Raw genomic sequence first — 26582 nt, 5'->3', positions numbered from 1 at the left:
GTCACTTGCCCTCGCCCTTGCGGTACGGCAGGCCGTCCGCCTTGGGCATCCGCAGGCGCTGTGCCGACAGTGCGAGCACCAGCAGCGTGGTCAGGTACGGGGCCGCGTCCACGAACTGGCTCGGCACCGAGTCGGTGAGCGCGTACCAGACGAAGAGCAGCGCCGCGAAGGCCGCGGAGACGCCCGCCTGGATGTACTTCTTCTTGTACAGCTGCCAGGCGCAGACGAGCACGAGGATGATCGCGATCAGCAGCAGCATCGCGTGGACGTTCTCGGCGCCGCCGCGCAGCTTGAGGCTGTCGATGTAGCCGAAGAGGCCCGCGCCCAGCGCCATGCCGCCCGGCATCCAGTTGCCGAAGATCATCGCGGCGAGGCCGATGTAGCCGCGGCCGCCGGTCTGCCCCTCCTGGTAGATGGGGCTGGCGACGATCGACAGGAACGCGCCGCCGAGGCCGGCGAGGGCGCCCGAGACGATCACGGCGATGTACTTGTACTTGTAGACGTTGACGCCCAGGGACTCCGCGGCGGTGGGGTTCTCACCGCAGGAGCGCAGCCGCAGACCGAAGGTGGTCCGCCACAGCACCCACCAGGTGCCCGGGATCAGCAGCAGGGCGAGGATCGTCAGCAGCGAGATCTCGGTGATCAGGCCGCCGATGACGCCGGCGAGGTCCGAGATGAAGAACCAGCCCTTGGCCTGGATGTCGGCCATCCAGTCCGAGAGCCACGGCACCGTGACCTTGTAGATCGGCTCGACCTGCGGCGACTGCTTGGAGGAGCCGCCGGGCGCGTCGGCGAACGTGAAGTTCGACAGGTACTGGGTGAAGCCCAGCGCCAGGATGTTGACGGCCACACCGGAGACGATGTGGTTGACGTTGAAGGTGACCGTGATGATCGCGTGCAGCAGGCCGCCGATGGCGCCGCCCGCGACGCCGGCGATGACGCCGGTCCAGGGGCCCCACTGGTAGCCGGCCCAGGCACCGAACCAGGTGCCGAGGATCATCATGCCTTCGAGGCCGATGTTGACGACGCCCGCGCGCTCGGCCCACAGGCCGCCGAGGCCGGCGAGGCCGATGGGCACGGCGAGCGAGAGGGCGCCGGAGACCTGGCCGACGGAGGTCAGGTCCTCCGCGCCGCTGATCAGGCGGACCAGCGAGACCAGCGCGAGGCCGCCCGCGATGATCAGCATGATCCAGGGCAGGGTGAGCTTCTTGCGGCCGCCGGACTTCTTCGGGGCGGCGGCCGTCGCGGAAACGGTGCTGGTGCTCACGCCGCGACCTCCTTCTCGGTCTTGATGGCGTGGCCCGCGGCCAGTTCTTCGCCGACCTTCTGCTGCTGGCGGCGGATGCCGTAGCGGCGGACGAGCTCGTACGAGACGACGACCGCGATCACGATCAGGCCCTTCATGATCGTGCCGATCTCCTTCGCGTAGCCCTCGGTGTCGAGCGAGGCCGAGGCCTTGTCGATGAAGGCCATCAGGAACGCGGCGAAGAAGATGCCGACCGGGTTGTTGCGGCCGAGCAGGGCGATGGTGATGCCGGTGAAGCCGACGCCGACCGGGAAGGACAGGCTGTAGGTGTGGCTCTCGCCCAGCAGCACCGACATGCCGGAGAGGCCCGCGACGGCGCCGGAGATCAGCATCGAGGTGATGATCATCTTCTTGGCGTCGACGCCCGAGGCCTGCGCCGCGGACTCGCTGGCGCCGGTGGCGCGCAGGTCGAAGCCGAACCGGGTGCGGTTGAGGACGAACCAGTAGACGACGCCGAGGGCGAAGGCCACGAAGGTGAAGCCGTAGATCTCCAGGCCGTCACCCAGCGACAGCGCCGGGAACCAGCCGGACTCGGGGATCTCGCCGGTGGTCAGGGTGTTGGAGCCGGGCGGCTGGACACCGAGGTTCTTCGGCAGGATCATCCAGGCGATCAGGCTGGTCGCGATGGCGTTCAGCATGATCGTGGAGACGACCTCGCTGACCCCCCGCTTGGCCTTGAGGACACCGGCGATACCGGCCCAGAAGGCGCCGACCAGCATCGCGACGACCACGATCAGCAGGATCTGCAGCGGGCCCGGCAGGGTGACGGCCGCACCGACGACCGCGGACAGCATCGCCGCGAGGCGGTACTGGCCGTCGACACCGATGTTGAAGAGGTTCATCCGGAAGCCGATGGCCACGGCCAGGGCCGCCAGGTAGTACGTGCCGGCCTGGTTCACGATGAGGACCTGTACGTCCTCATAACTGGCGCTCTCCGCCATGATGCGCAGCGGCTCGATCGGGTTCACACCCGTGGCCGCGAGCACGGCCATGGTCAGCAGGAAGGCGGTGACCAGCGCGAGTGCCGGCCCGGCGAAGCCGAGGAGCAGCCGGTCCCTGTCAAATTTCTTCATCGGCCCTCGTCCTCCGGGGAATCGGCGCCCGCGTCGGCGCCGTCGGAGTGGTTGTCGGTTGCTTCCAGGTGCCCGGTGGCGGCGCCTGTCATGGCGGTGCCGAGGTCCTCGGGGGTGACGGTCGCGGGGTCGGCGTCCGCGACCAGGCGGCCGCGGTAGATGACGCGCAGGGTGTCGGACAGGCCGATCAGCTCGTCCAGGTCGGCGGAGATCAGCAGCACGGCCAGGCCTTCGCGGCGGGCCTCGCGGATCGCGTCCCAGATCTGCGTCTGCGCACCGACGTCCACACCGCGGGTGGGGTGGGCGGCGATCAGGAACTTCGGGTTGTGGCTCATCTCGCGGCCGACGATCAGCTTCTGCTGGTTGCCGCCGGAGAGCGAGGCCGCGGTGACCTCGATGCCGGGCGTGCGGACGTCGTACTCGCGCACGATCCGCTCGGTGTCCTTGCGGGCCGCCTTCGGGTCGAGGATGCCGCGCTTGGAGTTGGGCGCCTCGGTGACGTGCCCCAGGATGCGGTTCTCCCACAGCGGGGACTCCAGCAGCAGGCCGTGGCGGTGGCGGTCCTCGGGGATGTACCCGATGCCGGCGACGCGGCGCGTGCGCACCGGGTCCTTGGTGATGTCCTTGCCGTCCAGCGTGATCACGCCCGCGTCGGCGGACACCATGCCCATGAGGGCTTCGATCAGTTCGGTCTGGCCGTTGCCCTCAACACCGGCGATGCCGAGGATCTCGCCCTTGTGGATGGTGAAGCTGATGTCGTTCAGCAGGAACCGGCCGGCTTCAGCCCTCTCGTGGGTCGCGGAGTCCGCGGGTGCCGCCGGTACCAGGACCTCCGGCTCGGCGACGACGGACTCGGCCGCGGCCAGGGTCAGGCCCGTCACCTTCAGCATCGGAACGTCCGTCACGGTCGACTCGCGGGTCTCCGGCGAGGGCAGCTCCGCGCCGACCATCAGCTCGGCGAGCTGCTTGGTGGTGGCGGTCTTCGGGTCGGCGGTGCCGACCGTGGTGCCGCGCCGGATGACGGTGATGTCGTCGGCGACCTTCAGGACCTCGCCCAGCTTGTGCGAGATGAAGATGACGGTCAGACCCTCGGCCTTGAGCTCGCGCAGGTTGTCGAAGAGTGCGTCCACCTCCTGCGGCACGAGCACGGCGGTCGGCTCGTCGAGGATGAGGATCTTCGCGCCGCGGTAGAGGACCTTGAGGATCTCCACGCGCTGCCGGTCGGCGACACCGAGGTCCTCGACCAGTGCGTCGGGGCGTACGCCGAGGCCGTACGCGTCCGAGATCTCCTTGATCTTCTTACGGGCCTTGGCGCCGATGCCGTAGAGCTTCTCGCCGCCGAGGACCACGTTCTCCAGGACGGTGAGGTTGTCGGCGAGCATGAAGTGCTGGTGCACCATGCCGATGCCGCGGGCGATGGCATCGCCGGGGCTGTGGAAGGAGACCTGCTCCCCGTCGACGGCGATGGTGCCCTCGTCCGGCTTCTGCATGCCGTAGAGGATCTTCATCAGGGTCGACTTGCCGGCGCCGTTCTCGCCGATCAAGGCATGGACCGTGCCCTTGCGGACGCTGATCGCGATGTCCTTGTTGGCGACGACTCCGGGGAAGCGCTTGGTGATGCCGTGTAGCTCTACGGCGAGAGGGGGGCTGGACGCGTTGATGACGCACTCTCCTTGGCGCGGAAGGAGCGGGAGGCAGGGGGACAGGGCGGGGAGAGAAAGTATCGCGTCCACGATGCTTCTACGCGCGTAGCACTGTCGGAAGTGAAAACTTGCGGCCATGGAGGCCGACTGGTCACCTGTATCGGTCGTAGAACGAGGCCCGGGGCCCGGGAGCGGTAGAGACCGCTTCCAGGACCCCGGAGACCACGACTACTCGTCAGAGTCTGCCTTACGGCGCGGTCTTGACGGTGATCTTCTTGGCGATGATGTCGGCCTTGGCCTTCTCGACCGCCGCGATGACATCGGCCATGTTCTTGTACTCCGGGTTGGAGTCGGCCAGGCCGACGCCGTCCGTGGCCAGACCGTAACGGACCTCACCGGACTGCGGCTTGCCGTCCTTGACCGACTTGATCAGGTTGAAGACGGAGTCCGCGACGTCCTTGGTGACCGAGGTCAGGATCTTGTCCTTGTACTTGGACAGACCGGCCTGGTTGTACTGGTCGGAGTCGACACCGATGGCCCACTTGCCGGCCGTGGCGGTCGCCTCGATGGCACCGGCGCCGGCGCCGCCGGCCGCGGCGTAGACCACGTCCGCACCCTTGGCGAGCTGGCCCTGGGCAGCGGCCTTGCCGAGGTCGGGCTTGGCGAAACCGGTGAAGTCCGGCGGCTGGGTCAGGTACTGGGTGAGCACCTTGGCGCTGGGGTTGGTGTCCTGGACACCCTGGATGAAGCCCGCCTCGAACTTCTTGATCAGCGGGGTCTCCACGCCGCCGATGAAGCCGACGGTGCCGCTCTTGGTCACCTTGGCGGCGGCGACGCCGGCCAGGTAGGAGCCCTGCTCCTCGTTGAAGACCAGGTTGGCGATGTTCTTGTCGGTCACCGAGAGGTCGTCGATGAGGCCGAACGTGGTGTTCGGGAACTTCGGCGCGACCTTGGCGATGGCCGGGGCGTAGGCGAAGCCGACGCCGATGACCGGGTTGTTGCCCTTGCGGGCCAGCTCGGTGAGGCGCTGGACCTTGTCGGCCTCGCCCTCGCCGTCGGTGGGCTCCGCCTCGGCGCCCTTGATCTTCAGCTCCGACTCGGCCTTCTGCAGGCCGGCGTAAGCGGCGTCGTTGAACGACTGGTCGCCGCGGCCGCCGATGTCGTACGCGATGGCGGCGCTGGGCTCCTTGGAGTCGGAGTCCGACGACTTCTTTCCGCCACAGGCGGTGGCCGAGAGGGCCAGCGCCGCGGACGCGATGCCCACGGTGGCGATCCTGGTGATCCGGCGCAAGGGGAGGCTCCTTCAAAACCTGACCGAAGCGCCACGACCGGCGCTGGTTTCGCGGCGATCGTAACGCGCGTAGATGTCAGTTAAAGGGCCGTTCATGAGTCGTTATCGGATCGTCGCGAACCAGACAGTGACCGATTGGTAACCGGTCACGCGCACAGCCCTTGTGTACCAAGGGCTGGACGCGACCGCAGGAAGACTCGCGGATGAGGTACGAATCTTGGTTCAGCTTTTACCTGGACGGCCTGGTGCGCCGTCCGTCGAGGAGCACCGCGGCCGTGAAGAACTCCACGCCGACGGCGATCGCGGACTCGTCCACGTCGAAGTCGCCGCGGTGCAGGTCGCGCTTGGCGAGGTCGCCCGGGGTGCGGACCCCCAGGCGGGCCATGGCGCCGGGAACGTGCTCCAGGTACCAGGAGAAGTCCTCCCCGCCCAGGCTCTGCTCCGTGTCCTCGACCGAGTCGGCGCCGCGGCGGGCCGTCATCGCCTCGCGGAGCAGTTCGGTGATCACCGGGTCGTTGACCACCGGCGGGACGCCCCGCACGTGGTTGATCTCGAACTTCGCCCCGTGCATGGTCGCGACCTCGTCGATCGCGGCGTGGATCATGTCCGGGGCCTCGTGCCAGGCACCCAGGTCGAGGCACCGGACGGTCCCGGACAGCTCGGCGTGCATCGGGATGACGTTGCAGGCGTGCCCGGCCTCGATCCGGCCCCAGGTGACGGACATGCCCGAGCGGGCGTCCATCCGGCGGGACAGCAGCGCCGGTACGTCGACGGCCACCCGGGCGGCCGCCGTCACCAGGTCGGTGGTCAGGTGCGGGCGGGCCGTGTGTCCGCCGGAGCCGGAGAGGGTGACCTCCAGCCGGTCGCAGGCCGAGGTGATGGGGCCGGGCCGCAGCCCGATCTTCCCGGCGTCGACCCGGGGGTCGCAGTGCACGGCGAGGATCTTGCCCACGCCGTCCAGGACCCCGGACTCGATGGCGTCGGTGGCGCCGCCCGGGAGCACTTCCTCGGCGGGCTGGAAGAGCAGCCGCACGGGGCGGGGCAGCAGGCCCGTGCGGTCGAGTTCGGCGAGGACCAGGCCGGCGCCGAGGACGACGGCGGTGTGCACGTCGTGGCCGCAGGCGTGGGCGCGGTCCGGGAAGGTCGAGCGGTACGAGACGTGCGTCTTGGCGTCCGGGATGGGCAGGGCGTCGATGTCCGCGCGCAGCGCCAGCATGGGACGTACGCCGTCCCAGGTGCCGACGTCACAGATGAGGCCCGTGCCGGACTTCAGGACCCGTGGTCGCAGGCCGGCTTTCTCCAGTCGGGCCTTGATGGCCGCCGTGGTCCGGAATTCCTGGTGCCCGAGCTCGGGGTGCATGTGCAAGTCCCGGCGGAAGGCGATCAGTTCGGCACGCAGGTGGTCCGGAAGCTTGCCGGGCAGCTCGGGGCGGTCGGACGCGGCGGGCTGGGCGGTCTGGGACTCGCGGGACATCAACTGGTTCACCCGTTGAAGCCTAGGCGCACGGATGGGTCAACTGGCTGGGGATCCACAAAAGTTCATGCCGTTAGGGGAAAGAAACCCGGCCTCTGGACGCATGACCGGCAGGGCTCGCGGGTACACTCGCACGCTCATCCGGCCGCCGGGGCCGCCTGAGCAGGAAGTCTGTGTACGTCGCGGGCCGTGTCGGTGACCCCGGCGAGGAACCCGCGGGCCCGCGGCGAGGCGGTGCCCGTCAGCCAGTCGGGGTCCACATCGCATACGGCCACGGTGACCCCGGTCCCGGCCAGCGCGAACGGCAGCGTGTGCACGACCGTGGAGGGGAAGCTGAGGATGGTCCGGCCGACCGGGCCGCGGCGGGCGATCAGCTCCAGCGGCAGGTCCGGCCGTACGATTTCCAGCCCGGTGGCCTCGCTCAGCGCGCGGAGCTTCTCCGGGGACTCCCGGCGGTGGGCGAAGTAGCGGGTGGCGCCGTGCTCCCGGGTCAGGGTGCGTACGGCGTCCAGGTAGCGGCCCGGGTCCACCACGCCGGTCTCCACCAGGGAGGTGCCGACCAGGTCGGTGCCCTTGGTCAGGCGCGGCGGGCCGAACCGGGCCCGGGTCCAGGCGAAGTCGTTGACCCGCAGGGTCATGCCGCCGTGCGGGGTGACGGGCATCGAGCTGAACACCTCGACGGTGCGGCCGCTGCCCTCGGCCGGTGCGAAGCGGCGCCGGGCGGTCGACGAGACCGGCGCGTACACGAGCTCCTTCACCCGGGCGGGCAGTCCGCCGCCGCCGACGCGGTGCCAGCGGACGAGGCGCTCGCCGCGGGCGGTCTGGGCGACGAACTCCATCGTGGCGGTGCCGTCGTCGACCACCACGAGCTCCTCGGCCCGTACGAGGGTGAGCAGCAGCTGCACGTACCGGGAGAACGGGTCGCCGACGACGACCGTGCGGGCGGCACGGACGTCGTGGGCGAGCGCCGCGAGCGCCTTGAAGGGCGCGAGGCGGCCGCCGCGCGCCTCCTGCCAGCGGACCTCGTGCCCCTCGTCCCGGGCCAGCGCCGCCATCCGGCGCAGCTGACCGCGGGACATGGGGTCGGTGGGCGGCAGTACGACGATCCGCAGGCCCGCCTCGCCCCGTACGGGGGCCGCGGCCGGTCCGGGTGCGGGTGTGGGCGCGCGCGCGGGCGCGGGCGCGGGCGCGAGCATCGGCTCGGACGCCGCCGTGCCGGCCCGGGTCGACTGGTTGGGGATGGCCGCGAGGAGGCGGCCGCCCTCCGGGGCGGTACCCCGCGCATGCGCCCACTCCAGCACGTTCAGGAGTTGGACCGGGCTCTCGACGAACGCCAGGGTGGAGGCTGAAGCGGGCACCACGTACTCCTCGTCAGGGGGCGGAACCTCGTACACGGACCGGACCGGAGGTCAGACGGCGGCCAGGTCTCCCTGGACGCGGCGGAGCTTCTTCATCGGGCCGAGCTCCGACTCGTAGACCCGCTTGACGCCGTCGCCGAGGGCGGTCTCGATGGTGCGGATGTCGCGGACCAGGCGGGTCAGGCCGCCGGGCTCGACGGAGGCGGCCTGGTCGGAGCCCCACATCGCGCGGTCGAGGGTGATGTGGCGCTCGACGAAGGCGGCGCCGAGGGCGACGGCGGCGAGGGTGGTCTGCAGGCCCGTCTCGTGGCCGGAGTAGCCGATCGGGACGTTGGGGTACTCCTCGCGCAGGGTGTTGATGACGCGGAGGTTGAGCTCCTCGGCCTTGGCCGGGTACGTGGAAGTGGCGTGGCAGAGCAGGATGTTGTCGCTGCCGAGCACCTCCACCGCGTGGCGGATCTGCTTCGGGGTGGACATGCCGGTGGAGAGGACGACGGTGCGGCCGGTGGCGCGGAGGGCGCGCAGCAGCTCGTCGTCGGTGAGGGAGGCGGAGGCCACCTTGTGGGCGGGTACGTCGAACTTCTCCAGGAAGGCGACGGCCTCGGTGTCCCACGGGGAGGCGAACCAGTCGATGCCGCGCTTGGCGCAGTGCTCGTCGATGGCGCGGTACTCGGTCTCGCCGAACTCGACCTTGTGGCGGTAGTCGATGTACGTCATCCGGCCCCAGGGGGTGTCGCGCTCGATGTCCCACTGGTCGCGCGGGGTGCAGATCTCCGGGGTGCGCTTCTGGAACTTGACCGCGTCGCAGCCGGCTTCGGCGGCGGCGTCGATGAGGGCGAAGGCGTTGCCGAGGTCGCCGTTGTGGTTGATGCCGATCTCGCCGACGACGTAGACCGGGCGGCCGGGGCCGGCGGTGCGCGATCCGAAGGTGCGGTGGCGGGGGTCGGCGAGGGTGGAGGTGGTCATGGCAGGAGGCGTCCTTCGGTGCGGGGGTGTGTGCGGGGGTGTGTCGAACAGGGGGGCGAGGAGGCGGGCGCGGGCCAGGTCGTGCGGGTCGTCGATCTCCAGGACCCGGGCAGGGTCGGTGGCGACGGGCAGGGTCCGGCCGAAGAAGCGGTGGCGGGCGGCGCGGAAGCCGGGGGCGTCCATGGCGTAGGCGGCGCCGGTCTCCAGCAGGTCCTGGGGGCGGTCCTGGCGGCGGGGGCGGTGCGCCTTGTCGTGGTTGACGCCGCTCCCGGAGCCGTCGGGGTCCGCGCGCCAGAGGAAGCCGTGGAACGGGGCGACGGTCATGGCCGAGTCGGCGGCTCCCGTGGCCACGGCCGCGGCAACGGACTCCACCTCCTGCGGGGTCAGGAAGGGGCTGGTGCACTGGACGAGGAGGACCACGTCCACGCTGAGGGAGTGCAGCTCCTCGAAGGCTTCGAGGGCGTGCAGGACGGCGGCCTCGCTGCTCGCGGTGTCGCCGGAGATCGCGGTGGGGCGGGCGATCACATCGGCGCCGGCCGCGCGGGCGGCGGCGGCGATCGCGTCGGAGTCGGTGGAGACGACCACGTCGGTGACGGTGGGCGCGGAGCGGCAGGCGCCGATGGCCCGGGCCACGAGGGGGACCCCGCCGACGGGGGCGGTGTTCTTCCCGGGTACGCCCTTGGAGCCGCCGCGCGCCGGGATGACGGCGAGGACGCGGGGGCTCACAGCTCCCCCATCCGGCGGATCACCGGGGCCACGCGCTGCACGCCGTGCCGGTACGCCCCGCGGGCGGCCTCGCGCAGGTGCGAGCGGATCCAGCGGCGCAGCCGGGACTCCCCCGCCGCCTCCCGCACCGCGCCGGGCAGCGGGATCCCGTCGGGCCCGAGGTGCTGCCGGGCGAGGATCCCGGGCAGGTACCCGGGGGCGGTGGTGAGGGTGTAGTACGGGTCGAGGGCGGGCAGCCGCGGCTCTGCGAGCAGCCGTTCGAGCCGGGCCCGCGCGGCGGCGTAGGCGTCGTCGCCTGTCGGCCCGCCTGCCGGCCCGCCTGCCGGCCCGCCTGCGGCGAAGCCCGGCGCGTCGGTGGCCTGCCCGTCGGCGGCGCCTCCGGCGGAGGGGCCCTGCACTGTCGGCCCCTGCGGGGCGTCGGCCCGGGCGGCGGGGTACGCCTGCGGCGCGCCTCCGGCGGAGGGACCCGGCACCGTCCGGCCCTGCGGGGCGCCGGCCCGCGTCGCGGGGGCCAGGACGGCCGAGCCCGGGGCGGTGTCGTCCTGGGCGGCCGCGCCTCCGGCGGAGGGGCGGATCCGCGCGGCGGGGTCCGGGGCGGCCAGGGCGCGGGCGGCCGGGGCGGCCGAGGCCCAGGCGGCGTCGGTCGGCGCGGCCGAAGCCGGCGTGACCGGCACCGCCGCACCGGCAGGGGCCTGCTCGGGGAGCTTCGGCGCAGCCGGGCCGCGGACGCCCTGGGCCGACAGCCAGGCCGGGTCGCCCTGCGGGAGCAGCCCGGCGTCGAGCTGGTCCCAGGAGGCCAGGCAGCCCGAGCCGAGGAAGTGGTGGTTGCCGAGGGCTTCGCGGATGCCGAGGTCGGTGAGGACGGCGGTCGGGATGCCCCGGTGCAGGGATTCGAGGGCGGCGGTGGAGGAGACGGTGACCAGCAGGTCGGTGCCGTCCAGGACCTCGCCCATGTTCCCGTAGACGAGGCGGCAGTTGGCCGGCAGCCCGCCCGGGATGCGGTCCGCGAGGCGCTGGTAGGGCTGCTCCTCCAGGTGCGTGGTGTGCTCCCCGGGGCGGCTGCGCAGCTTGATCAGCACCTCGCGGTCCGGGTGCAGCCGCGCGTGCCCGGCGGCCCGTTCCAGCAGGTACGCGCGGTCGGCGCGGCTGTCGGGGACGGAGGGCTGCACGGCGAAGACGACGGTGTGCGCGCGGCTGCCGACCGGTTCGTACGGGGCCCCGCCGAGGAAGGGCAGCGCGGTCTCGGTGACGGCGTCGGCGTCCGCGCCGACGCCTTCGTACACGGCCCGGAACCGCTCGGCGTCGTGGCGGGAGTTGGCGAGGACGAGGTCCGCCCCGTGCCGCAGCAGCAGCCCGTCGGCGAGCTTCTCGTACACGACGCCCACGTAGCCGGTGACGAACACGGGCCGCTCCGCCGGGCTCGGCCACAGCGCGCGGGCCCCGTGCAGGACGGCCTGGACGGCTCCGCCGACGAGGGCGAGGACGACCACGTCGTACCGTTCGCGTTCGATCTCCGCGAGGAACTCCGCGCAGGTCACCTCGGACAGCCGGTCGGCCCGCACGCCCACCTCGCCGAGCTGGCGCGCGGTGGGGGTGGCCCGGCCGCGCAGCAGGTATCCACTGAGCTCGATCCCCTGGCCGGGGTCGGCATCGGATACGGAGGCAGAGGCGGGGGCAGAGGCAGAGGCGGAGTCGGGCACGAGACGGCGGGCGGTGAGCGCGCCCCATTTCCATCGCGTATCGGAATCGGCGAGTACGGCGACGCGTTTGCGGATCGACACGCCGCAGAAGCTATTCCGCGATTTCGGTGATCGGCCCAACGAACGCACAACAGCGGGTTAACAACGCGTCGACTGAATGCGAAACCGGACGGGTTAACGCGCCCGCCGTGCGTCGTTCACATGGAATACGCGTCGGGGCCATGATGAATGCCGGGCGCCACCCTAATGTCTCGCTGGTGCCCAAGCTCTCTGTCGTCGTGCCGTTCTACAACGTGCAGACATATGCACCGGATGCCCTGAAAAGCCTCGCCCTCAACGCCCGGGACGATTTCGAGTTCGTCCTGGTCGACGACTGCTCCACGGACGGGACGCCCGGCCTGCTGGAGCGGGCGGCGCGCGAACTGCCCGGGGCCGTGCACCTCAGACACGAGCGGAACGGCGGCCTGGCCACCGCGCGCAACACCGGACTGGACGCGGCCCGCGGCGAGTACCTCGCCTTCCTGGACGGGGACGACTGGCTGGCCCCCGGCCACCTGGCCCGGATGCTGGCCGCCATCGAGGCCCTGAACTGCGATTTCATCCGTACCGACCACGTCAAGTGCACGGGGAGGACCCGCAGCGTGCAGCGGGTTCCGTACGGACCGCAGGGGGTCGTCGCCGATCCGCGGAGCGCGATCCTGCCAGCCGACCGGGCGACCTCGGTGGACTATCCGTACGCCTGGGCCGGGATGTACCACCGGCGGCTGCTGGACAGCGGTCTGCTGCGGTTCACCGACGGGCTGCGGACGGCGGAGGACCGGCCGTGGATCTGGCGGCTGCACCGGGAGGCGGAGTCCTTCGCCGCGGTCGGACTGCCGGGAATCTTCTACCGGCGCGGGGTTTCCACCTCTTTGACGCAGATCAAGGACGAACGGCAGCTCGATTTCATCAAGGCATTCGACGAAGTGCTCTCGGACGTGCACAAGGACCGGGAATCCGATCTTTTGCTCCCGAAAGCCGTACGAACATATTGCGCCATTATCGCGCACCATTTCGGTTCCATCGAAAGGTTCGAACCGGCCGTGGCCAAGAAACTCCGTTCGATGAGCGCGGCCGCGCTCGGACGCATGCCCCAGGACGTACTGGACCGGGTCCTCGACTCGATGGACGCCGAACGCTCCACCGTCCTGCGCCGCCTGCGCGGCGGCCGCCGCACCCTCTCGGGGGCGGCCGCCTGATGCCCACGCAGCTCTTCCTGGCCTCCACCCTCTACGGCGCCGCCACCCTCGCCGCGGGCATCGACGCCGGCTCCTTCCCGCCCGTCGGCCGGCGGATCCTGCTGACCAGCAACCACGCCGTCGCCGCCGAGGTCGCCCCCGGGGTCGCGGACATGCCGGGCTTCGCCGCCCTGCGCTCGCGCTTCGACGAGGTGCTCGACTGGAACCGCGTCATCGAACCGCAGCACCCGAGCACCTGGGCCCCGCGCCCGGAGGACGTCCCGCTGTGGGAGCGGCAGCTGCGCACCCTGTGGGGGCTGGGCGAGGACCGCGTCGAGCTGATCGTGGAGTCCCTCCAGGTACCGCCCGCGCAGACCCTGTGCCGGATCTTCCCCGGCGCGGCCGTCGACGTCTACGCCGACGGGCTGATGAGTTACGGACCCACGCGCTTCCGGCTCGACCCGCAGCTCGGGATGCGCGTCCGGCGGGTGCTCCACCTGGACCTCGTGCCGGGGCTGGAGCCGCTGCTGCTGACGGAGTTCGGGGCCCGGGCCGAGCTGGTGCCGACGGAGGCCTTCCAGAAGGTGCTGGCCGAGCTGGCGGAACCGGCGGAGCTGCCCGCGCCCTTGGAAGGCGGGGCGGGGGAACCTCCCGCGCTGCTCCTGGGCCAGTACCTCTCCGCGCTCGACCTGATGAGCCCGGACGAGGAGGAGGAGCTGCACGTCTCGATGGTCCGCGGCGCGCACGCGCTGGGCCACACCGAGCTGGTCTTCAAGCCGCACCCCAGCGCCCCGGCCGCCTACTCGCGCCGCGCGGAGGCGGAGGCCGAGCGGCTCGGCGCCCGGCTGACCGTGCTCGACACCCCGGTGCTGGCCGAGGCCCTCTACCAGCGGCTGCGCCCCGCGCTGGTCGTCGGCTGCTTCTCCACCGGGCTGCTGACCGCCACCACCCTGTACGGGCTTCCGGTGGCCCGCACCGGCACGGACGCCATACTGGCCCGCCTGACCCCGTACCCGAACAGCAACCGCGTGCCGCTCGCCCTGGTGGACGCCCTGCTCCCGGACCTCGCGGACGCGGAGGCGGTGCGCGCCTGGACGCCGCCGGAGCCCGAGCGGGTGCGCGAGGAGACGGCCGGGCTGCTGACGGCCGTCGGGTTCACGATGCAGCCGCAGATCCTCGCCGCGCGCCGGCCGGCCGCCGAGGCCTACCTGGCCCGGCACCTGACCCCCCGCACCTGGCGGTACTTCACCCGCCGCCGGCTGACCGGCCTGGGCCTGCCGGGCGGGATCCCCGCCCAGCTGTCGTTCCTGCCGAGGAGCCGGACGGTGCGGCGGGTGGCCCGGCGGGTGCGCCGGCTGCTGGGCTGACGCGGACGCCCTCAGCCGGTCGCGAGCTTCGCCGCGAAGCCGAGGAACAGGACACCCGCCGCCGAGGTCGCCCCGGCCGACAGCCGCTTGCGGCGGCGGAAGGCGGCCGACAGCCGGGTGCCGCCGAATATCAGCAGCGTCAGGTAGAGGAAGCTGCCGGTCTGCAGCAGGGCGCCCAGGAGCAGGAACGACAGGGCCGGGTAGGCGTAGGACGGGTCCACGAACTGCACGAAGAAGGACATCAGGAAGAGGATGGCCTTCGGGTTGAGCAGGCTGATCAGCAGCGCCCGCCGGTAGGGCCGCTCGTGCTCGCCCGCCTCGACGGGGGCCGGGGCCTGCGCCTCGGCCCGCTCCGCGCGCGTGCGCCACAGGGCCCACGCGCCGCGCATCATGCCCACGGCCAGCCACGCCAGGTACCCGGCGCCGAGGAACTTGACCACGGTGAAGGCCAGCGGGCTCGCCTGGAGCAGCGCCCCGGCGCCCAGCGCGGTCAGCGCCATCAGCACGGCGTCGCCGGTGAACACACCGGCGGCGGCCTTGTAACCGGTGCGGACCCCGCGGCGGGCGGCCACGGACAGCACGTAGAGGGAGTTCGGGCCCGGCAGCAGAATGATCAGCACCAGGCCGGCGAGATAGGTCGGAAGATCTGTCACACCCAGCATGTGCAGGAGTGTCCCATAGGGTTGCACCTGTCGGTCCAGTCCATTTCACCAGGTGGAATCGACCGGTTCGTACGTCCCCCACACCTCCCGCAGCGCCCCGCACACCTCCCCCACGGTGGCCCTGGCCCGCAGCGCCTCCTTCATCGGGTAGAGCACGTTCTCCGTCCCGCCCGCCGCCTCCCGCAGGGCCGCGAGCGCCGCCGCGACCGCCGCCCCGTCCCGCTCCGCCCGCAGCCGGGAGAGTGCCTCGCACTGCCGCGCCTCGATCGCCGGGTCCACGCGCAGCGGCTCGTACGGCTCCTCCCGCTCCAGCGCGAAGCGGTTGACCCCGACCACCACGCGCTGCCCGCTCTCGGTCTCCTGCGCGATGCGGTAGGCGTTCTTCTCGATCTCGTTCTTCTGGAAGCCGTTCTCGATGGCTGCGACCGCCCCGCCCTGGTCCTCGACCCGGCGCATCAGCGCGAGCGCCGCCGCCTCCAGCTCGTCCGTCATCCGCTCCACCGCGTACGACCCGGCGAAGGGGTCCACCGTGTGCGGCACGTCCGTTTCGTACGCGAGCACCTGCTGGGTGCGCAGCGCGAGGCGGGCCGACTTCTCCGTCGGCAGCGCGATGGCCTCGTCGAAGGAGTTGGTGTGCAGCGACTGCGTGCCGCCGAGCACGGCGGCCAGCGCCTGCACGGCCACGCGCACGAGGTTCAGCTCGGGCTGCTGCGCGGTCAGCTGGACGCCGGCCGTCTGGGTGTGGAAGCGCAGCATCAGCGACTTCGGGTCCCGGGCCCCGAACTCATCGCGCATGACGCGGGCCCAGATCCGCCGGGCCGCACGGAACTTCGCGACTTCCTCGAGCAGGGTGGTGCGGGCGACGAAGAAGAAGGAGAGCCGGGGCGCGAACTCGTCCACGGCCATCCCGGCCGCCAGGGCCGTACGGACGTACGCGATCCCGTCGGCGAGCGTGAAGGCCACCTCCTGCGCGGGCGAGGCCCCCGCTTCGGCCATGTGGTAGCCGGAGATGGAAATGGTGTTCCACTTGGGGATCTCGGCCCGGCAGTAGCGGAAGGTGTCGGCGGTCAGCCGCAGCGAGGGCCCGGGCGGGAAGATGTACGTCCCGCGGGCGATGTACTCCTTCAGGACGTCGTTCTGGACGGTGCCCGTCAGCTGTGCGCCCGAGATGCCCTGTTCCTCCGCCACGAGTTGGTAGAGCAGCAGGAGCAGCGCGGCGGGCGCGTTGATCGTCATCGAGGTGGAGACCCGGTCGAGGGGGATCCCGTCGAACAGGACCCGCATGTCGTCGACGGAGTCGACGGCGACGCCGACCTTGCCCACTTCGCCGTGCGCGAGCGGGGCGTCGGAGTCGTGCCCCATCTGGGTCGGCAGGTCGAAGGCCACGGACAGGCCGGTTCCGCCGCCCGCGATGAGCTGCCGGTAGCGGGCGTTGGACTCGGCTGCCGTGCCGAAGCCGGCGTACTGCCGCATCGTCCACGGCCGGCCGGTGTACATGGTGGGGTAAACGCCCCTTGTGTACGGGAAACCGCCGGGTTCTCCGAGTGCCTCCGCCGGGTCCCATCCCGTCAGGTCGCCGGGACCGTAGACCGGTTCGATGGGGATTCCGCTCTCCGTGTGCGCCGTCACCGCAGCCCTCCTTGAAGTGCGCTCGCCTTTCCCGCACATGTTCGCTGCTCACGGGCTCGCCGCGGCGTTTTGTCCCGTGAGGTCGGGGTGGAATTCAAGTCCTCATATATGCATATTGATGAGCCATCACAAGCGGCGCACACGGCTCCGCTTCCCCCCTCCCCTTGCCCCCTGGGGTGACGTACGACGCAAGGCCTGAGGTAGAGCCGCCGGCTCCGGGACTGATACAACACCTCCCGCGAATGTCCTCAAAAGGCGGCGGACGGCTCCTGGTCACAATGGCGCAACATCCCTCGGCCCAGTGCAACTCTCCACGCACGCGAGGCATCACCTACATATACGACGTAGAAATCGGGGGACTGCATCATGCACCGCCAGAGAGTCATAATCCGCACGCTCGGGATCGCCACCGCCGTCGCGCTCGCCGCGACCGCCTGCGGGCCGCAGAAGTCTGAGTCGGCAGGCTCCGCTTCTCCGGCCTCCTCCTCGCCCACGGCGGGCGCAACTCCCGAAACCTCGCCTTCCACGGACAACAAGCCGGGCGAGGCCTCGCCGTCGCCCTCCGCGTCCGCTTCCGCTTCCGCTTCGCCCTCGCCGTCCGCCTCGCCCACCGTGAAGGCCGTCATGGCCAACGGGGACGACAGCGAGCAGGTGCGCGAGCTCCAGGCACGCCTGAAGCAGCTCAAGCTGATGTCGGTCGCGCCGACCGGCTTCTACGGCTCGAAGACGACCGCCGCGGTCAAGTCCTTCCAGTCGAAGAACGGCCTGACCGCCAGCGGTTCGGTCGACGAGGAAACCTGGAAGAAGATCCAGAAGGCGACGAAGAAGCCCACCGCCGACGAGCTGCGCCCGCCGACCGTCAATGAGGTCGACGCTCCGGACCCGCGCTGTATGACGGGCCGGGTGATGTGCATCAGCAAGGAGAGCCGCACGCTCGCCTGGATGATCGACGGAAAGGTCATCTCCACGCTGGACGTGCGCTTCGGTTCGGAGAACACCCCGACCCGTGAGGGCGTGTTCAAGGTGGACCGCAAGGAGAAGGACTGGGTGTCGACGCTCTACCACACGCCCATGCCGTACTCGATGTTCTTCAGCGGCGGCCAGGCGGTGCACTACTCGGCCGACTTCGCGGCCCGCGGCTACGCCGGCGCCTCGCACGGCTGCGTGAACGTCCGCGACAAGGGCAAGCTGGCGACGCTGTTCGGAGAGGTCCAGGTCGGCGACAAGGTCGTCGTCTACTGGTGAGTCCCGGCTGATCCGGCCGGTTCGGTCATGAAGTAGAGGGCGCGGGCAGGGCCGGGGGAACGTGCCCCGCCCGCGCCGGTTGCGCAGAGCCCAGGGGTACGGGGGGAACCCCGGCTCATGCGCGGCCGATGACCAGTCGGCTCGTTATGTACTGCGCCGGCGGCTCGAAAAGTGTTACAGGCAGATCGGCACGCGTTTCAGCTGATGGCCGGAGGCCGGTCGCAGACGGGTTCGCAGACCGGTCAGCGCACGCCGAGCAGGGCGCCGCCGGGGCTCGCCGGAGTCAGGATCCGGGCGCTCGGCTGCCCGCCCCCCGTGCCCGAATCCCCGCGCTGGCCGCCGATGGGGACCCCGCTCAGGAGCGACTCGCAGTAGTCCGGGATCCGGGTGGTCCCGCGGGCCAGGAGCGAGAGCCGCTCGCGGCGCTCGACGGTGAGGCGGCCCGCCCGGTAGTCCTTGCACAGGTCCACGGCCTTGAGCCGGAGGTCCTGGCCCTCCCTGTCCTTGGCATCGCCGCCGACGCCCGAGGTCTCCCGGGTCCCGCTCCCGCCGCCGACCTCGCCCTCCCGGGTGTCCCGGGTACCCCGGTCCGGGCCGCCGGTGGCGGAGGTGCCCGGGGCGGATCCGCCGGTGGCCGCGCCCCCGGGCGAGGTGTGCCCGCCCGCGCCCGGCGGCTGCGTCGCGCCCGAAGTCGTCCCGGGGACCGCGCCGTCGCCCCGGTGCGGGGTGGGCCGGGTCTGCGGGGCGAGGGTCGGGGCGCCGCTGCCGGCGCCCTTCGCCGGGTCCCCGTCGACGCTCACGGACATCGCCGGCCCGGGTCCCGCCGCGTCGTACCGGTCCTGGCCCAGCAGTCCCATGGCGGCCGCGGCGGCCAGACCGCCGACGGTGACGCTCGCCAGGGCGGCCGCCAGGCCGAAGCGCACCGCGCGGCCCCGCCGGAAGGCGGGCGAGGGCGGGGTGGCGGCGGTGGCGGCGTGGCCGATTTCCACCAGGGGTTCGGCGTGAGGCACCGTGCCCGGCAGGCCGGCCGCCGGACGCGCGGCGCCGCGCGCCGACCGGAAGGCGGCCACCGCGGCGTCCTCACCGGAGCGTGCGCGGGGCGGTGACTGCGGCCGGGCCAGGGAATCGAGCGCGGCGCGCAGCCGGGCGGCTTCGGCGTGGGCGCGGGGGCCGGCGTCCGGGCCCACGGCTTCCAGCGGTTCACCGCGCAGCAGTTTCTCCGCGGCGGCTTCGTCCAGCCACCGCCTGTCGCGCTCGTCGGCCATCACATGTCCTTCTGCGTCCGCCAACGTGAATGCGTCACACCGGTTTGTTCCACGAGGCCCCCGTTGCGGCCCCGCTGCGCGGGAACGGCGTCGAGATCCCTGCCGCCCCCGCCGTCCCGTGGCCGGCCACCGGCATTATGGCCGACCGGAACGCCGAGCTCCGAGCCGGGAGGCAGGCCGCCCTCCCCGTCCTGTGCGCCGAGCAGTTCGGCGAGCTTCTTCAGACCCCGGTGCGCGGCGGTGCGCACGGCGCCGGGTCGCTTGCCCAGGGTCTCGGCCGCGCTCTTGGCGTCGAGGCCGACCACGACGCGCAGGACGACGGCCTCCGCCTGGTCCTGGGGGAGCTGGGCGATCAGGGCCATGGTCGAGCCGGTGGAGAGGGACTCCATCGCGGCGGAGGCGGTGTCGCACTCCGCGGCCCATCCGGTCAGCTCGGTCTCGTCGCCGCCGATGGCGGGGCGGCGGCCGCGCATCCGGATGTGGTCGAGGGCCCGGTTGCGGGCGATGCGGGCGGCCCAGCCGCGGAAGCGGTCGGCGTCGCCGGTGAAGGAGTCGAGGTCGCGGGCGATCTGCAGCCAGGCCTCGGACGTCACGTCTTCCGCGTCGCCGTCCCCGACGAGCGTGCGTACGTATCCGAGCAGGCGTGGGTGCACGGCGCGGTACACAGCACGGAACGCGTTCTCGTCGCCGTCCTGTGCCGCGAGCACCGCGGCGGTCAGCTCCGCGTCGTCCCCCAGCAAAGTCCCCAACCCGTTCAACGTCCTGTACGTGTGGCGCAAATCAGCACGTTACGGGTTTCCGCACCCCTCGTCCACGAGTTGTACAACCTGCAACCATTCCTGCGCGGAGCGAGGTGTGACACAAAACGCACTCGCGGCGCTGACAGGGGTACGGGCTTGTCGCACGAGTCCGTGACGGATGGCGACCGGGGCCTCTCCTGTGGGGGGTGGCGGCCCCGGTCGTCCTCCACTCTCCGGCACCGGTCCGGCCCCTCCCTCGGCGTCACTCACGCCGCCCACGTCATCCTTTCGGCTCACTTCCGGGTGAAAACCTCGAATGGGTACGACACACCCGCCTTCTCGTCGATAGCGTGGCGGAACACCCGCGTCGCGCCCCGAGGAGCCCCCCGCTGTCCAGCCACCTTCCGGCACAGGCCCGCGGCTGCTCCGACCCTTCCCACGGCTCCGGACTGGCGCGGTTCAACGCCCTCTCCCCCGACGCCGCCCAGGCCGTCCTGCTGCACTGCTGCGGGAGCCGGCGCTGGGCGCACCGGGTGGCCGCCCACCGCCCGTACCCCGACGCCGGCGCCCTGCTCGCCGCCGCCGACGAGGCCTCGTACGACCTCTCGCAGGCGGACCTGACGGAGGCTCTGGCCGTCGAGTGCTCGGCGGAACTCGAGAACGGGGCCCCGTACGCCGCGCTGCTGGCCCTCGACGCGGCCCACGCCGAGTACGAGCGCAAGTTCGGGCACGCCTTCGTGATCAGCCTCGACGAGCACCCGCCGGAGGAGCAGGCGGCCCACCTGCTCGCCGCGATCCGCCGCCGGATGGGGCACGAGGTGGACGAGGAGCGCTCGATCTCCGCGGACGAGCTGAGGCGGGTGGCGCGGACCCGGCTGGCCGAGCTGACACGCCGACTGACCTCGGCGGATGGGGTAGCTACGGCCGAATTCGGGCTATTCGCCCCTGTGGGATAGTCCGTCCGTGGCTGTTTGATCACACCGATGACCCCCGGGCGAGGGAACCGACAAAGCGTCGCTACGATGTCCGGGGCCGGTGGACCGTACCCGGCCGGGCCCGACCGACAAAGAAGCCGGCTGGCCCCCGCCCCGCTTCCGGAGGGTTTTCCGTGCCGGCTGGAACGTTGTACCGCGGCCGGGAAGGAATGTGGTCCTGGGTGGCTCATCGAGTCACCGGCGTCCTCATTTTCTTCTTCCTGTTCGTACACGTCCTCGACACCGCACTCGTCCGCGTCTCCCCCGAGGCGTACGACGATGTCGTGGCTACCTACAAGACTCCGATCGTCGCGCTGCTGGAATACGGCCTCGTCGCCGCCATCCTGTTCCACGCGCTCAACGGTCTCCGTGTCATCGCCGTGGACTTCTGGTCCAAGGGCCCGCGCTACCAGAAGCAGATGCTCTGGACCGTCATGAGCGTCTGGCTCGTGCTGATGGCCGGGGCCGTGTACCCCGTCCTGAACCACGCGTACCTCGAACTGTTCGGGAAGTGACACGCATGTCTTCTGACACTTCTTCCGCTCAGGTCAGCGACGTGGAGGGCGTCTCCCTCTACGACGTCGACAACCCGGCGCCGTACATCGAGGCCCCGCGCAAGCGCACCGGCAAGACCCCGCGCTCGACCCGCGGCAACTTCGAGATGGCCGCGTGGCTCTTCATGCGCCTCTCGGGCATCGTCCTCGTCGTCCTGGTCATCGGCCACCTGCTGATCCAGCTGGTGCTCGACGGCGGCGTTTCCAAGATCGGCTTCGCCTTCGTGGCCGGCCGCTGGGCGTCCCCGTTCTGGCAGGTCTGGGACCTGCTGATGCTGTGGCTGGCGATGCTGCACGGCGCCAACGGTCTGCGTACCGTCATCAACGACTACGCGGAGCGCGCCAACACGCGGCTGTGGCTGAAGGGCCTGCTCTACACCGCCACGGTGTTCACCATCCTTCTGGGCACGCTGGTGATCTTCACCTTCGACCCGAACATCCGCTAGGCAACGGGGCTGAGGCGAACCAAATGAAGATCCACAAGTACGACACCGTCATCGTCGGCGCGGGTGGCGCGGGCATGCGCGCCGCCATCGAGTCGACGAAGCGCAGCCGCACCGCCGTGCTGACGAAGCTCTACCCCACCCGCTCCCACACGGGCGCCGCGCAGGGCGGCATGGCCGCCGCGCTGGCCAACGTGGAGGACGACAACTGGGAGTGGCACACCTTCGACACGGTCAAGGGCGGTGACTACCTGGTCGACCAGGACGCCGCCGAGATCCTGGCGAAGGAGGCCATCGACGCGGTCCTCGACCTCGAGAAGATGGGCCTGCCGTTCAACCGCACCCCGGACGGCACCATCGACCAGCGCCGCTTCGGCGGCCACTCCCGCAACCACGGCGAGGCGCCGGTCCGCCGGTCCTGCTATGCCGCGGACCGCACGGGCCACATGATCCTCCAGACGCTGTACCAGAACTGCGTCAAGGAGGGCGTGGAGTTCTTCAACGAGTTCTACGTCCTGGACCAGCTCCTGGTCGAGGAGGACGGCGTCAAGAAGTCGGCCGGTGTGGTCGCGTACGAGCTCGCCACCGGCGAGATCCACGTGTTCCAGGCCAAGGCCGTCATCTACGCCTCCGGCGGCACCGGCAAGTTCTTCAAGGTGACCTCCAACGCGCACACCCTCACGGGTGACGGCCAGGCGGCCTGCTACCGCCGCGGCCTGCCGCTGGAGGACATGGAGTTCTTCCAGTTCCACCCGACGGGCATCTGGCGCATGGGCATCCTGCTGACGGAGGGCGCCCGCGGTGAGGGCGGCATCCTCCGCAACAAGGACGGCGAGCGCTTCATGGAGAAGTACGCGCCGGTCATGAAGGACCTCGCGTCCCGTGACGTCGTCTCGCGCTCCATCTACACGGAGATCCGCGAGGGCCGCGGCTGCGGTCCGGCCGGCGACCACGTGTACCTGGACCTGACGCACCTGCCGCCGGAGCAGCTCGACGCGAAGCTCCCGGACATCACCGAGTTCGCGCGCACCTACCTGGGCATCGAGCCGTACACGGACCCGATCCCGATCCAGCCCACCGCGCACTACGCCATGGGCGGCATCCCGACCAACGTCGAGGGTGAGGTCCTGGCGGACAACACCACCGTCGTCCCGGGCCTGTACGCGGCCGGCGAGGTCGCGTGCGTGTCGGTGCACGGCGCGAACCGCCTGGGCACCAACTCGCTGCTGGACATCAACGTCTTCGGCAAGCGCTCGGGCATCGCGGCCGCCGCGTACGCCCACGCCAACGACTACGTCGAGCTGCCGGAGAACCCGGCGGAGCAGGTCGTCGAGCTGGTCGAGCGCCTGCGCAACTCCACGGGCAAGGAGCGGGTCGCCGACCTGCGCCTGGAGCTCCAGGAGACGATGGACGCGTGCGTGATGGTGTTCCGTACGGAGCAGACCATCAAGACCGCGGTCGAGAAGATCGCCGAGCTGCGCGAGCGCTACAAGAACGTGTCCGTCCAGGACAAGGGCAAGCGCTTCAACACGGACCTGCTGGAGGCCATCGAGCTGGGCAACCTGCTCGACCTGGCCGAGGTCATGGCCGTGTCCGCGCTGGCGCGCAAGGAGTCCCGCGGCGGTCACTACCGCGAGGACTACCCGAACCGCGACGACGTCAACTTCATGCGCCACACCATGGCGTACCGCGAGGTAGGCGACGACGGCAAGGACTCCGTCCGGCTGGACTACAAGCCCGTCGTCGTCACCCGCTACCAGCCGATGGAGCGTAAGTACTGATGGGCACCCCGACCCTGAGCAAGACGGACACGATGGAGGCCGCGGCCGCGGCTTCGCCCTTCATCACGGTCACGTTCCGGATCCGCCGCTTCAACCCGGAGATCTCGGACGAGTCGACCTGGCAGGACTTCCAGGTCGAGATCGACCCGAAGGAGCGCGTGCTCGACGGTCTCCACAAGATCAAGTGGGACCTCGACGGCACGCTCACCTTCCGTCGCTCGTGCGCGCACGGCATCTGCGGCTCCGACGCGATGCGGATCAACGGCAAGAACAGGCTCGCCTGCAAGACGCTGATCAAGGACATCAACCCGGAGAAGCCGATCACCGTCGAGGCCATCAAGGGCCTCACGGTGATGAAGGACCTCGTCGTCGACATGGAGCCCTTCTTCCAGGCGTACCGGGACGTCATGCCGTTCCTGGTCACCAAGGGCAACGAGCCGACGCGCGAGCGCCTGCAGTCCGCCGAGGACCGCGAGCGCTTCGACGACACCACCAAGTGCATCCTGTGCGCCGCGTGCACGTCCTCGTGCCCGGTGTTCTGGAACGACGGCCAGTACTTCGGCCCGGCGGCGATCGTCAACGCGCACCGCTTCATCTTCGACTCGCGTGACGAGGCCGGCGAGCAGCGGCTGGAGATCCTGAACGACAAGGACGGCGTGTGGCGCTGCCGCACGACCTTCAACTGCACCGACGCGTGCCCGCGTGGCATCGAGGTCACGAAGGCGATCCAGGAAGTCAAGCGTGCGCTGATCACGCGCCGCTTCTAGCCTTCTTGACGCGCCTCTCGCAGCGCTCGGCCCTGGCGGGCCTCCCGCGCTTCGAGGCGCTGCGCCGGACTCCGTCCGTCGGCTTCGGCCGAGGTGGACGTCAAGGCCCCGGCCCCTACGGATCTTGTCCGTGGGGGCCGGGGCCTTCGTCGTATCAGGCGGCCGCGGGCTCGGTCGGCAGGCCCGCCTCGACCCAGTCCTGGATGCCCTCGCGGTACTTGCGGACGTTCGTGTAGCCGAGGGCGGTCAGCCGGTCGGCCACCTGGCCGCTGTTGGCGCAGCCGGGGTTGGAGCAGTAGGTCACGATCGCGGCGTCGAGGTCGGGGAGCAGGTCGGGTGCCCGGTCGTCGACGTCCGCCCGTACGAGCTCCACGGCCCCGGGCAGGTGCTGCTGGGCGTAGTAGTCGCCGCCCAGCGTGTCGAGCACGGTCACCGAGCCCTCCGCGATGGCCTGCTTCAGTTCGTCACGGGTGATGAGTGCCGTCATTGCCATGCCCTCCCAAGGAAAACGGACTATAGTCCGGTTGTGGATCGAGACATTAGCGGACCGCAGTCCGTTTACGCAATCACCCCGCCCGCGAAGGCACCGAAGGAACGCGCCGACGCCGCCCGCAACCGGGCCGCCGTACTGGAGGCCGCCGCCGCCCTGTTCGCCGAGCACGGCGTGGAGGCCGTCTCGATGGACCAGATCGCCAAGGCGGCCGGGGTCGGCAAGGGGACACTGTTCCGCCGCTTCGGCGACAAGTCGGGGCTGGCAACCGCGCTGCTGGACGCGCGGGAACGACTACTGCAGGAGGCGATCCTCTCCGGCCCGCCGCCGCTGGGCCCCGGGGCGCCGGCGGCGGACCGGCTCGTCGCCTTCGCCGACGCCTACCTCGACTACCTGCTGGAGCACCTGGACCTCGTACGGGTCTCGGAGACGGCCGCCCCGGGCGCCCGCTACCGCATCGGCGCCTACCGCTTCTGGCACCGGCACGCCTCGATCCTGCTCGCCGGCACCCCGGACCCGGAGCACGCCGCGCACGCCCTGCTGGCAGCCCTGGCGGGTGAGCACGTCGCGGCCGTACTGCCGGAGTTGGGCGAGCACCGCCTCCGGGAGGGCGTACGCCGACTCGCGCAGGGCGCGGGGGCGGGGACCTAGGGGGCGGGGCCGGGGCCGCCCTCAGGGGCGGGTCAGGGTCGGGTGGGGGTCGTCACCCATGGCCTGTGGATCTTGCTCACAGCAGACTTACAGACATGACGAACCCCACCTCGCAGCGTACGAACTCCTCCGCCCGCAAGGCCCGTTGGACCACCCTGGTGGCCGCCGGCGCGGCCGTCGCCGCCCTGGCCGTCGGCGCCCTGCCCGCCTCGGCGTCGGCCGCCGAGCGCACCCCCGCCCCCGCGACCGCCACCTTCCGCGGCCCCCAGGCACCCGACATCGCCGAGCTGACCAGGCTGATGGCCCCTCGCAGCGAGGTGGCCGGGACCATGGTCCGGCTGGGCGGCTCGGGCGTGCGGTGGACCGAGGCCACCGGGCCGCTCTCGCAGGACCCGGAGGCGAACTTCCGCATCGGCAGCATCACCAAGGTGTTCACCTCCACCATCGTTCTCCAGCTGATCGGCGAGGGCCGCTTCACCATCGACACCCCGGTGCAGGAGATCCTCCCCGGGACCCTGCCCGCACACTGGGACCCGATCACCGTGGGGCAGCTGATGAGCCACACCAGCGGCTTCCAGGAGCCCTGCGTGGACTTGAAGGGGCTCCAGGCGCCCCCGACCCCGGCGCAGGTCGTCTCCCACTGGACCGACCCGAAGTGCGCGGCGCCCCAGTCCCCCGTCCGCACGCAGCAGTACAACGGCGTCAACTACTTCCTCCTCGGCATGGTGATCGAGAAGGCCACCGGCCGCTCCTACGCCGACGAGGTGCAGCGGCGGATCGCCCGCCCGCTCGGCCTGCGCCACACCTACTCCCCGCAGGCCGGCGACCCCACGATCCCCGGCCCGGTGCTGGCCGACCCGAGCGAGATCCCCCCGTGGGCCTGGGCCGAGGGCGGCATGATCTCCAACGCCCCGGACCTGGAGCGCTTCATGACCGCCCTGATGCGCGGCCGGCTGCTGCGGCCCGCCGAGCAGCGGCAGTTGTTCGTCATGCCGGCACTCTCGGTGGGCGTGGACAAGGACAAGGACCGGTTCAGCATGGCCGGCCTGATGCGCAGCGAGATCAACGGGACCGTGGTCTGGGGCAAGACGGGCTCCATGGGCCGGTCCACGAACGGGATGTTCGCCACCGAGCACGGTGCGCGCACCGTCGTCTACTCCCTCGTACCGACCACCAGGAACTACACCTGGCTGCGCGGTCACATCACCGAGCTGGTGACCGCGGGTCTCTGACGCCCCTGGCGGATGCGGGTCCCCGTCG

23 protein-coding genes and 1 pseudogene are annotated in these 26582 nt (G+C 71.2%); 10 read left to right on the top strand and 14 right to left on the bottom strand.

What is annotated here, in order from left to right:
• Position 1: 1 nt before the first annotated feature.
• The 9 genes and pseudogenes from AB0O21_RS20350 to AB0O21_RS20310 all read right to left on the bottom strand — a co-directional run bounded on the left by AB0O21_RS20350 (position 2) and on the right by AB0O21_RS20310 (position 11618).
• Positions 2 to 1267: an ABC transporter permease gene (locus AB0O21_RS20350; protein ID WP_365172526.1), complete on the bottom strand. Its 1266-nt coding sequence runs from the start codon at positions 1265 to 1267 to the stop codon at positions 2 to 4.
• Positions 1264 to 2379 carry an ABC transporter permease gene (locus tag AB0O21_RS20345; RefSeq protein WP_365172525.1) on the bottom strand — a complete coding sequence of 372 codons (1116 nt, stop codon included), beginning with the start codon at positions 2377 to 2379 and terminating at the stop codon, positions 1264 to 1266. Before AB0O21_RS20345 ends, AB0O21_RS20350 begins: the two co-directional genes overlap by 4 nt.
• Positions 2376 to 4160 (bottom strand): ABC transporter ATP-binding protein, encoded by a 1785-nt coding sequence (locus AB0O21_RS20340; RefSeq protein WP_365172524.1) that lies wholly within the window; start codon positions 4158 to 4160, stop codon positions 2376 to 2378. Before AB0O21_RS20340 ends, AB0O21_RS20345 begins: the two co-directional genes overlap by 4 nt.
• A gap of 109 nt (positions 4161 to 4269) precedes the next feature.
• Positions 4270 to 5313 (bottom strand): BMP family ABC transporter substrate-binding protein, encoded by a 1044-nt coding sequence (locus AB0O21_RS20335; RefSeq protein WP_365172523.1) that lies wholly within the window; start codon positions 5311 to 5313, stop codon positions 4270 to 4272.
• 229 nt (positions 5314 to 5542) lie between these two features.
• Complete coding sequence (locus AB0O21_RS20330; RefSeq protein WP_365172560.1) at positions 5543 to 6787, bottom strand: amidohydrolase; 1245 nt, start codon at positions 6785 to 6787, stop codon at positions 5543 to 5545.
• A 137-nt stretch (positions 6788 to 6924) separates the two neighbouring features.
• On the bottom strand, positions 6925 to 8145 hold the full coding sequence (locus AB0O21_RS20325) for a hypothetical protein (protein WP_365172522.1): 1221 nt from the start codon (positions 8143 to 8145) through the stop codon (positions 6925 to 6927).
• Positions 8146 to 8196: 51 nt separating this feature from the next.
• Positions 8197 to 9111 carry an N-acetylneuraminate synthase family protein gene (locus AB0O21_RS20320; RefSeq protein ID WP_365172559.1) on the bottom strand — a complete coding sequence of 305 codons (915 nt, stop codon included), beginning with the start codon at positions 9109 to 9111 and terminating at the stop codon, positions 8197 to 8199.
• A gap of 339 nt (positions 9112 to 9450) precedes the next feature.
• A pseudogene (locus AB0O21_RS20315) lies at positions 9451 to 9837 on the bottom strand (NTP transferase domain-containing protein); the annotation flags it as partial.
• Positions 9834 to 11618, bottom strand: coding sequence for a DUF6716 putative glycosyltransferase (locus tag AB0O21_RS20310; protein ID WP_365172521.1), 1785 nt, complete (start codon positions 11616 to 11618; stop codon positions 9834 to 9836). The pseudogene AB0O21_RS20315 and the gene AB0O21_RS20310, both read right to left, overlap by 4 nt.
• A gap of 176 nt (positions 11619 to 11794) precedes the next feature.
• Here AB0O21_RS20310 and AB0O21_RS20305 point away from each other — a divergent pair, with 176 nt between their 5' ends.
• Positions 11795 to 12775: a glycosyltransferase family 2 protein gene (locus AB0O21_RS20305; RefSeq protein ID WP_365172520.1), complete on the top strand. Its 981-nt coding sequence runs from the start codon at positions 11795 to 11797 to the stop codon at positions 12773 to 12775.
• Positions 12775 to 14121 (top strand): polysialyltransferase family glycosyltransferase, encoded by a 1347-nt coding sequence (locus tag AB0O21_RS20300; RefSeq protein ID WP_365172519.1) that lies wholly within the window; start codon positions 12775 to 12777, stop codon positions 14119 to 14121. Before AB0O21_RS20305 ends, AB0O21_RS20300 begins: the two co-directional genes overlap by 1 nt.
• Positions 14122 to 14132: 11 nt before the next feature.
• Here AB0O21_RS20300 and leuE read toward each other — a convergent pair whose 3' ends face one another.
• Complete coding sequence (leuE, locus tag AB0O21_RS20295; protein WP_365172518.1) at positions 14133 to 14783, bottom strand: leucine efflux protein LeuE; 651 nt, start codon at positions 14781 to 14783, stop codon at positions 14133 to 14135.
• Positions 14784 to 14828: 45 nt separating this feature from the next.
• On the bottom strand, positions 14829 to 16412 hold the full coding sequence (locus AB0O21_RS20290) for a methylmalonyl-CoA mutase family protein (RefSeq protein ID WP_365172517.1): 1584 nt from the start codon (positions 16410 to 16412) through the stop codon (positions 14829 to 14831).
• A 366-nt stretch (positions 16413 to 16778) separates the two neighbouring features.
• On the opposite strand from AB0O21_RS20290, the gene AB0O21_RS20285 reads away from it, so the two are divergent.
• The gene (locus AB0O21_RS20285) at positions 16779 to 17657 is read left to right on the top strand and encodes a L,D-transpeptidase family protein (RefSeq protein WP_365172516.1); all 879 of its coding nucleotides are present in this window, start codon (positions 16779 to 16781) and stop codon (positions 17655 to 17657) included.
• Between the two features lie 242 nt (positions 17658 to 17899).
• Here AB0O21_RS20285 and AB0O21_RS20280 read toward each other — a convergent pair whose 3' ends face one another.
• Together AB0O21_RS20280 and AB0O21_RS20275 are read right to left on the bottom strand one after the other, a co-directional pair.
• On the bottom strand, positions 17900 to 18922 hold the full coding sequence (locus AB0O21_RS20280; protein WP_365172515.1) for a hypothetical protein: 1023 nt from the start codon (positions 18920 to 18922) through the stop codon (positions 17900 to 17902).
• On the bottom strand, positions 18922 to 19662 hold the full coding sequence (locus tag AB0O21_RS20275; protein ID WP_365172558.1) for an RNA polymerase sigma factor: 741 nt from the start codon (positions 19660 to 19662) through the stop codon (positions 18922 to 18924). The genes AB0O21_RS20280 and AB0O21_RS20275 overlap by 1 nt, the downstream gene beginning before the upstream one ends.
• A gap of 389 nt (positions 19663 to 20051) precedes the next feature.
• Between AB0O21_RS20275 and AB0O21_RS20270 the strand changes: the two genes are divergently transcribed.
• From AB0O21_RS20270 to AB0O21_RS20250, 5 genes are all read left to right on the top strand, one after another.
• The gene (locus AB0O21_RS20270) at positions 20052 to 20618 is read left to right on the top strand and encodes a 2-oxo-4-hydroxy-4-carboxy-5-ureidoimidazoline decarboxylase (protein ID WP_365172557.1); all 567 of its coding nucleotides are present in this window, start codon (positions 20052 to 20054) and stop codon (positions 20616 to 20618) included.
• 152 nt (positions 20619 to 20770) lie between these two features.
• The gene (sdhC, locus tag AB0O21_RS20265) at positions 20771 to 21151 is read left to right on the top strand and encodes a succinate dehydrogenase, cytochrome b556 subunit (protein ID WP_365172514.1); all 381 of its coding nucleotides are present in this window, start codon (positions 20771 to 20773) and stop codon (positions 21149 to 21151) included.
• Positions 21152 to 21156: 5 nt separating this feature from the next.
• On the top strand, positions 21157 to 21636 hold the full coding sequence (locus AB0O21_RS20260) for a succinate dehydrogenase hydrophobic membrane anchor subunit (RefSeq protein WP_365172513.1): 480 nt from the start codon (positions 21157 to 21159) through the stop codon (positions 21634 to 21636).
• 23 nt (positions 21637 to 21659) lie between these two features.
• Entirely contained in the window at positions 21660 to 23414 is a 1755-nt protein-coding gene (gene sdhA / locus AB0O21_RS20255) for a succinate dehydrogenase flavoprotein subunit (RefSeq protein WP_365172512.1), read from the top strand.
• Positions 23414 to 24181, top strand: coding sequence for a succinate dehydrogenase iron-sulfur subunit (locus AB0O21_RS20250; protein ID WP_365172511.1), 768 nt, complete (start codon positions 23414 to 23416; stop codon positions 24179 to 24181). The genes sdhA and AB0O21_RS20250 overlap by 1 nt, the downstream gene beginning before the upstream one ends.
• A gap of 154 nt (positions 24182 to 24335) precedes the next feature.
• On the opposite strand, the gene AB0O21_RS20245 is transcribed toward AB0O21_RS20250, so the two are convergent.
• Positions 24336 to 24668, bottom strand: coding sequence for a rhodanese-like domain-containing protein (locus tag AB0O21_RS20245; protein WP_365172510.1), 333 nt, complete (start codon positions 24666 to 24668; stop codon positions 24336 to 24338).
• A 39-nt stretch (positions 24669 to 24707) separates the two neighbouring features.
• Between AB0O21_RS20245 and AB0O21_RS20240 the strand changes: the two genes are divergently transcribed.
• Entirely contained in the window at positions 24708 to 25322 is a 615-nt protein-coding gene (locus AB0O21_RS20240) for a helix-turn-helix domain-containing protein (RefSeq protein ID WP_365172509.1), read from the top strand.
• A gap of 95 nt (positions 25323 to 25417) precedes the next feature.
• Positions 25418 to 26554: a serine hydrolase domain-containing protein gene (locus tag AB0O21_RS20235; RefSeq protein ID WP_365172508.1), complete on the top strand. Its 1137-nt coding sequence runs from the start codon at positions 25418 to 25420 to the stop codon at positions 26552 to 26554.
• Positions 26555 to 26582 lie beyond the last annotated feature (28 nt).

Source organism: Streptomyces sp. NPDC091371, from assembly GCF_040684275.1.
In the GTDB taxonomy this organism is placed as follows: Bacteria; Actinomycetota; Actinomycetes; order Streptomycetales; family Streptomycetaceae; genus Streptomyces.
This window is presented reverse-complemented; position numbering and strand designations above follow the sequence as displayed.

What these genes read in the sequence shown, in the direction of transcription:
- AB0O21_RS20345 (WP_365172525.1), bottom strand. Translation starts at nt 2,379, where the DNA reads ATGAAGAAATTTGACAGGGACCGGCTGCTCCTCGGCTTCGCCGGGCCG.
- AB0O21_RS20340 (WP_365172524.1), bottom strand. Translation starts at nt 4,160, where the DNA reads ATGGCCGCAAGTTTTCACTTCCGACAGTGCTACGCGCGTAGAAGCATC.
- AB0O21_RS20330 (WP_365172560.1), bottom strand. Translation starts at nt 6,787, where the DNA reads ATGTCCCGCGAGTCCCAGACCGCCCAGCCCGCCGCGTCCGACCGCCCC.
- AB0O21_RS20320 (WP_365172559.1), bottom strand. Translation starts at nt 9,111, where the DNA reads ATGACCACCTCCACCCTCGCCGACCCCCGCCACCGCACCTTCGGATCG.
- AB0O21_RS20300 (WP_365172519.1), top strand. Translation starts at nt 12,775, where the DNA reads ATGCCCACGCAGCTCTTCCTGGCCTCCACCCTCTACGGCGCCGCCACC.
- leuE (WP_365172518.1), bottom strand. Translation starts at nt 14,783, where the DNA reads ATGCTGGGTGTGACAGATCTTCCGACCTATCTCGCCGGCCTGGTGCTG.
- AB0O21_RS20285 (WP_365172516.1), top strand. Translation starts at nt 16,779, where the DNA reads ATGCACCGCCAGAGAGTCATAATCCGCACGCTCGGGATCGCCACCGCC.
- AB0O21_RS20280 (WP_365172515.1), bottom strand. Translation starts at nt 18,922, where the DNA reads ATGGCCGACGAGCGCGACAGGCGGTGGCTGGACGAAGCCGCCGCGGAG.
- AB0O21_RS20260 (WP_365172513.1), top strand. Translation starts at nt 21,157, where the DNA reads ATGTCTTCTGACACTTCTTCCGCTCAGGTCAGCGACGTGGAGGGCGTC.
- sdhA (WP_365172512.1), top strand. Translation starts at nt 21,660, where the DNA reads ATGAAGATCCACAAGTACGACACCGTCATCGTCGGCGCGGGTGGCGCG.
- AB0O21_RS20250 (WP_365172511.1), top strand. Translation starts at nt 23,414, where the DNA reads ATGGGCACCCCGACCCTGAGCAAGACGGACACGATGGAGGCCGCGGCC.
- AB0O21_RS20245 (WP_365172510.1), bottom strand. Translation starts at nt 24,668, where the DNA reads ATGACGGCACTCATCACCCGTGACGAACTGAAGCAGGCCATCGCGGAG.
- AB0O21_RS20235 (WP_365172508.1), top strand. Translation starts at nt 25,418, where the DNA reads ATGACGAACCCCACCTCGCAGCGTACGAACTCCTCCGCCCGCAAGGCC.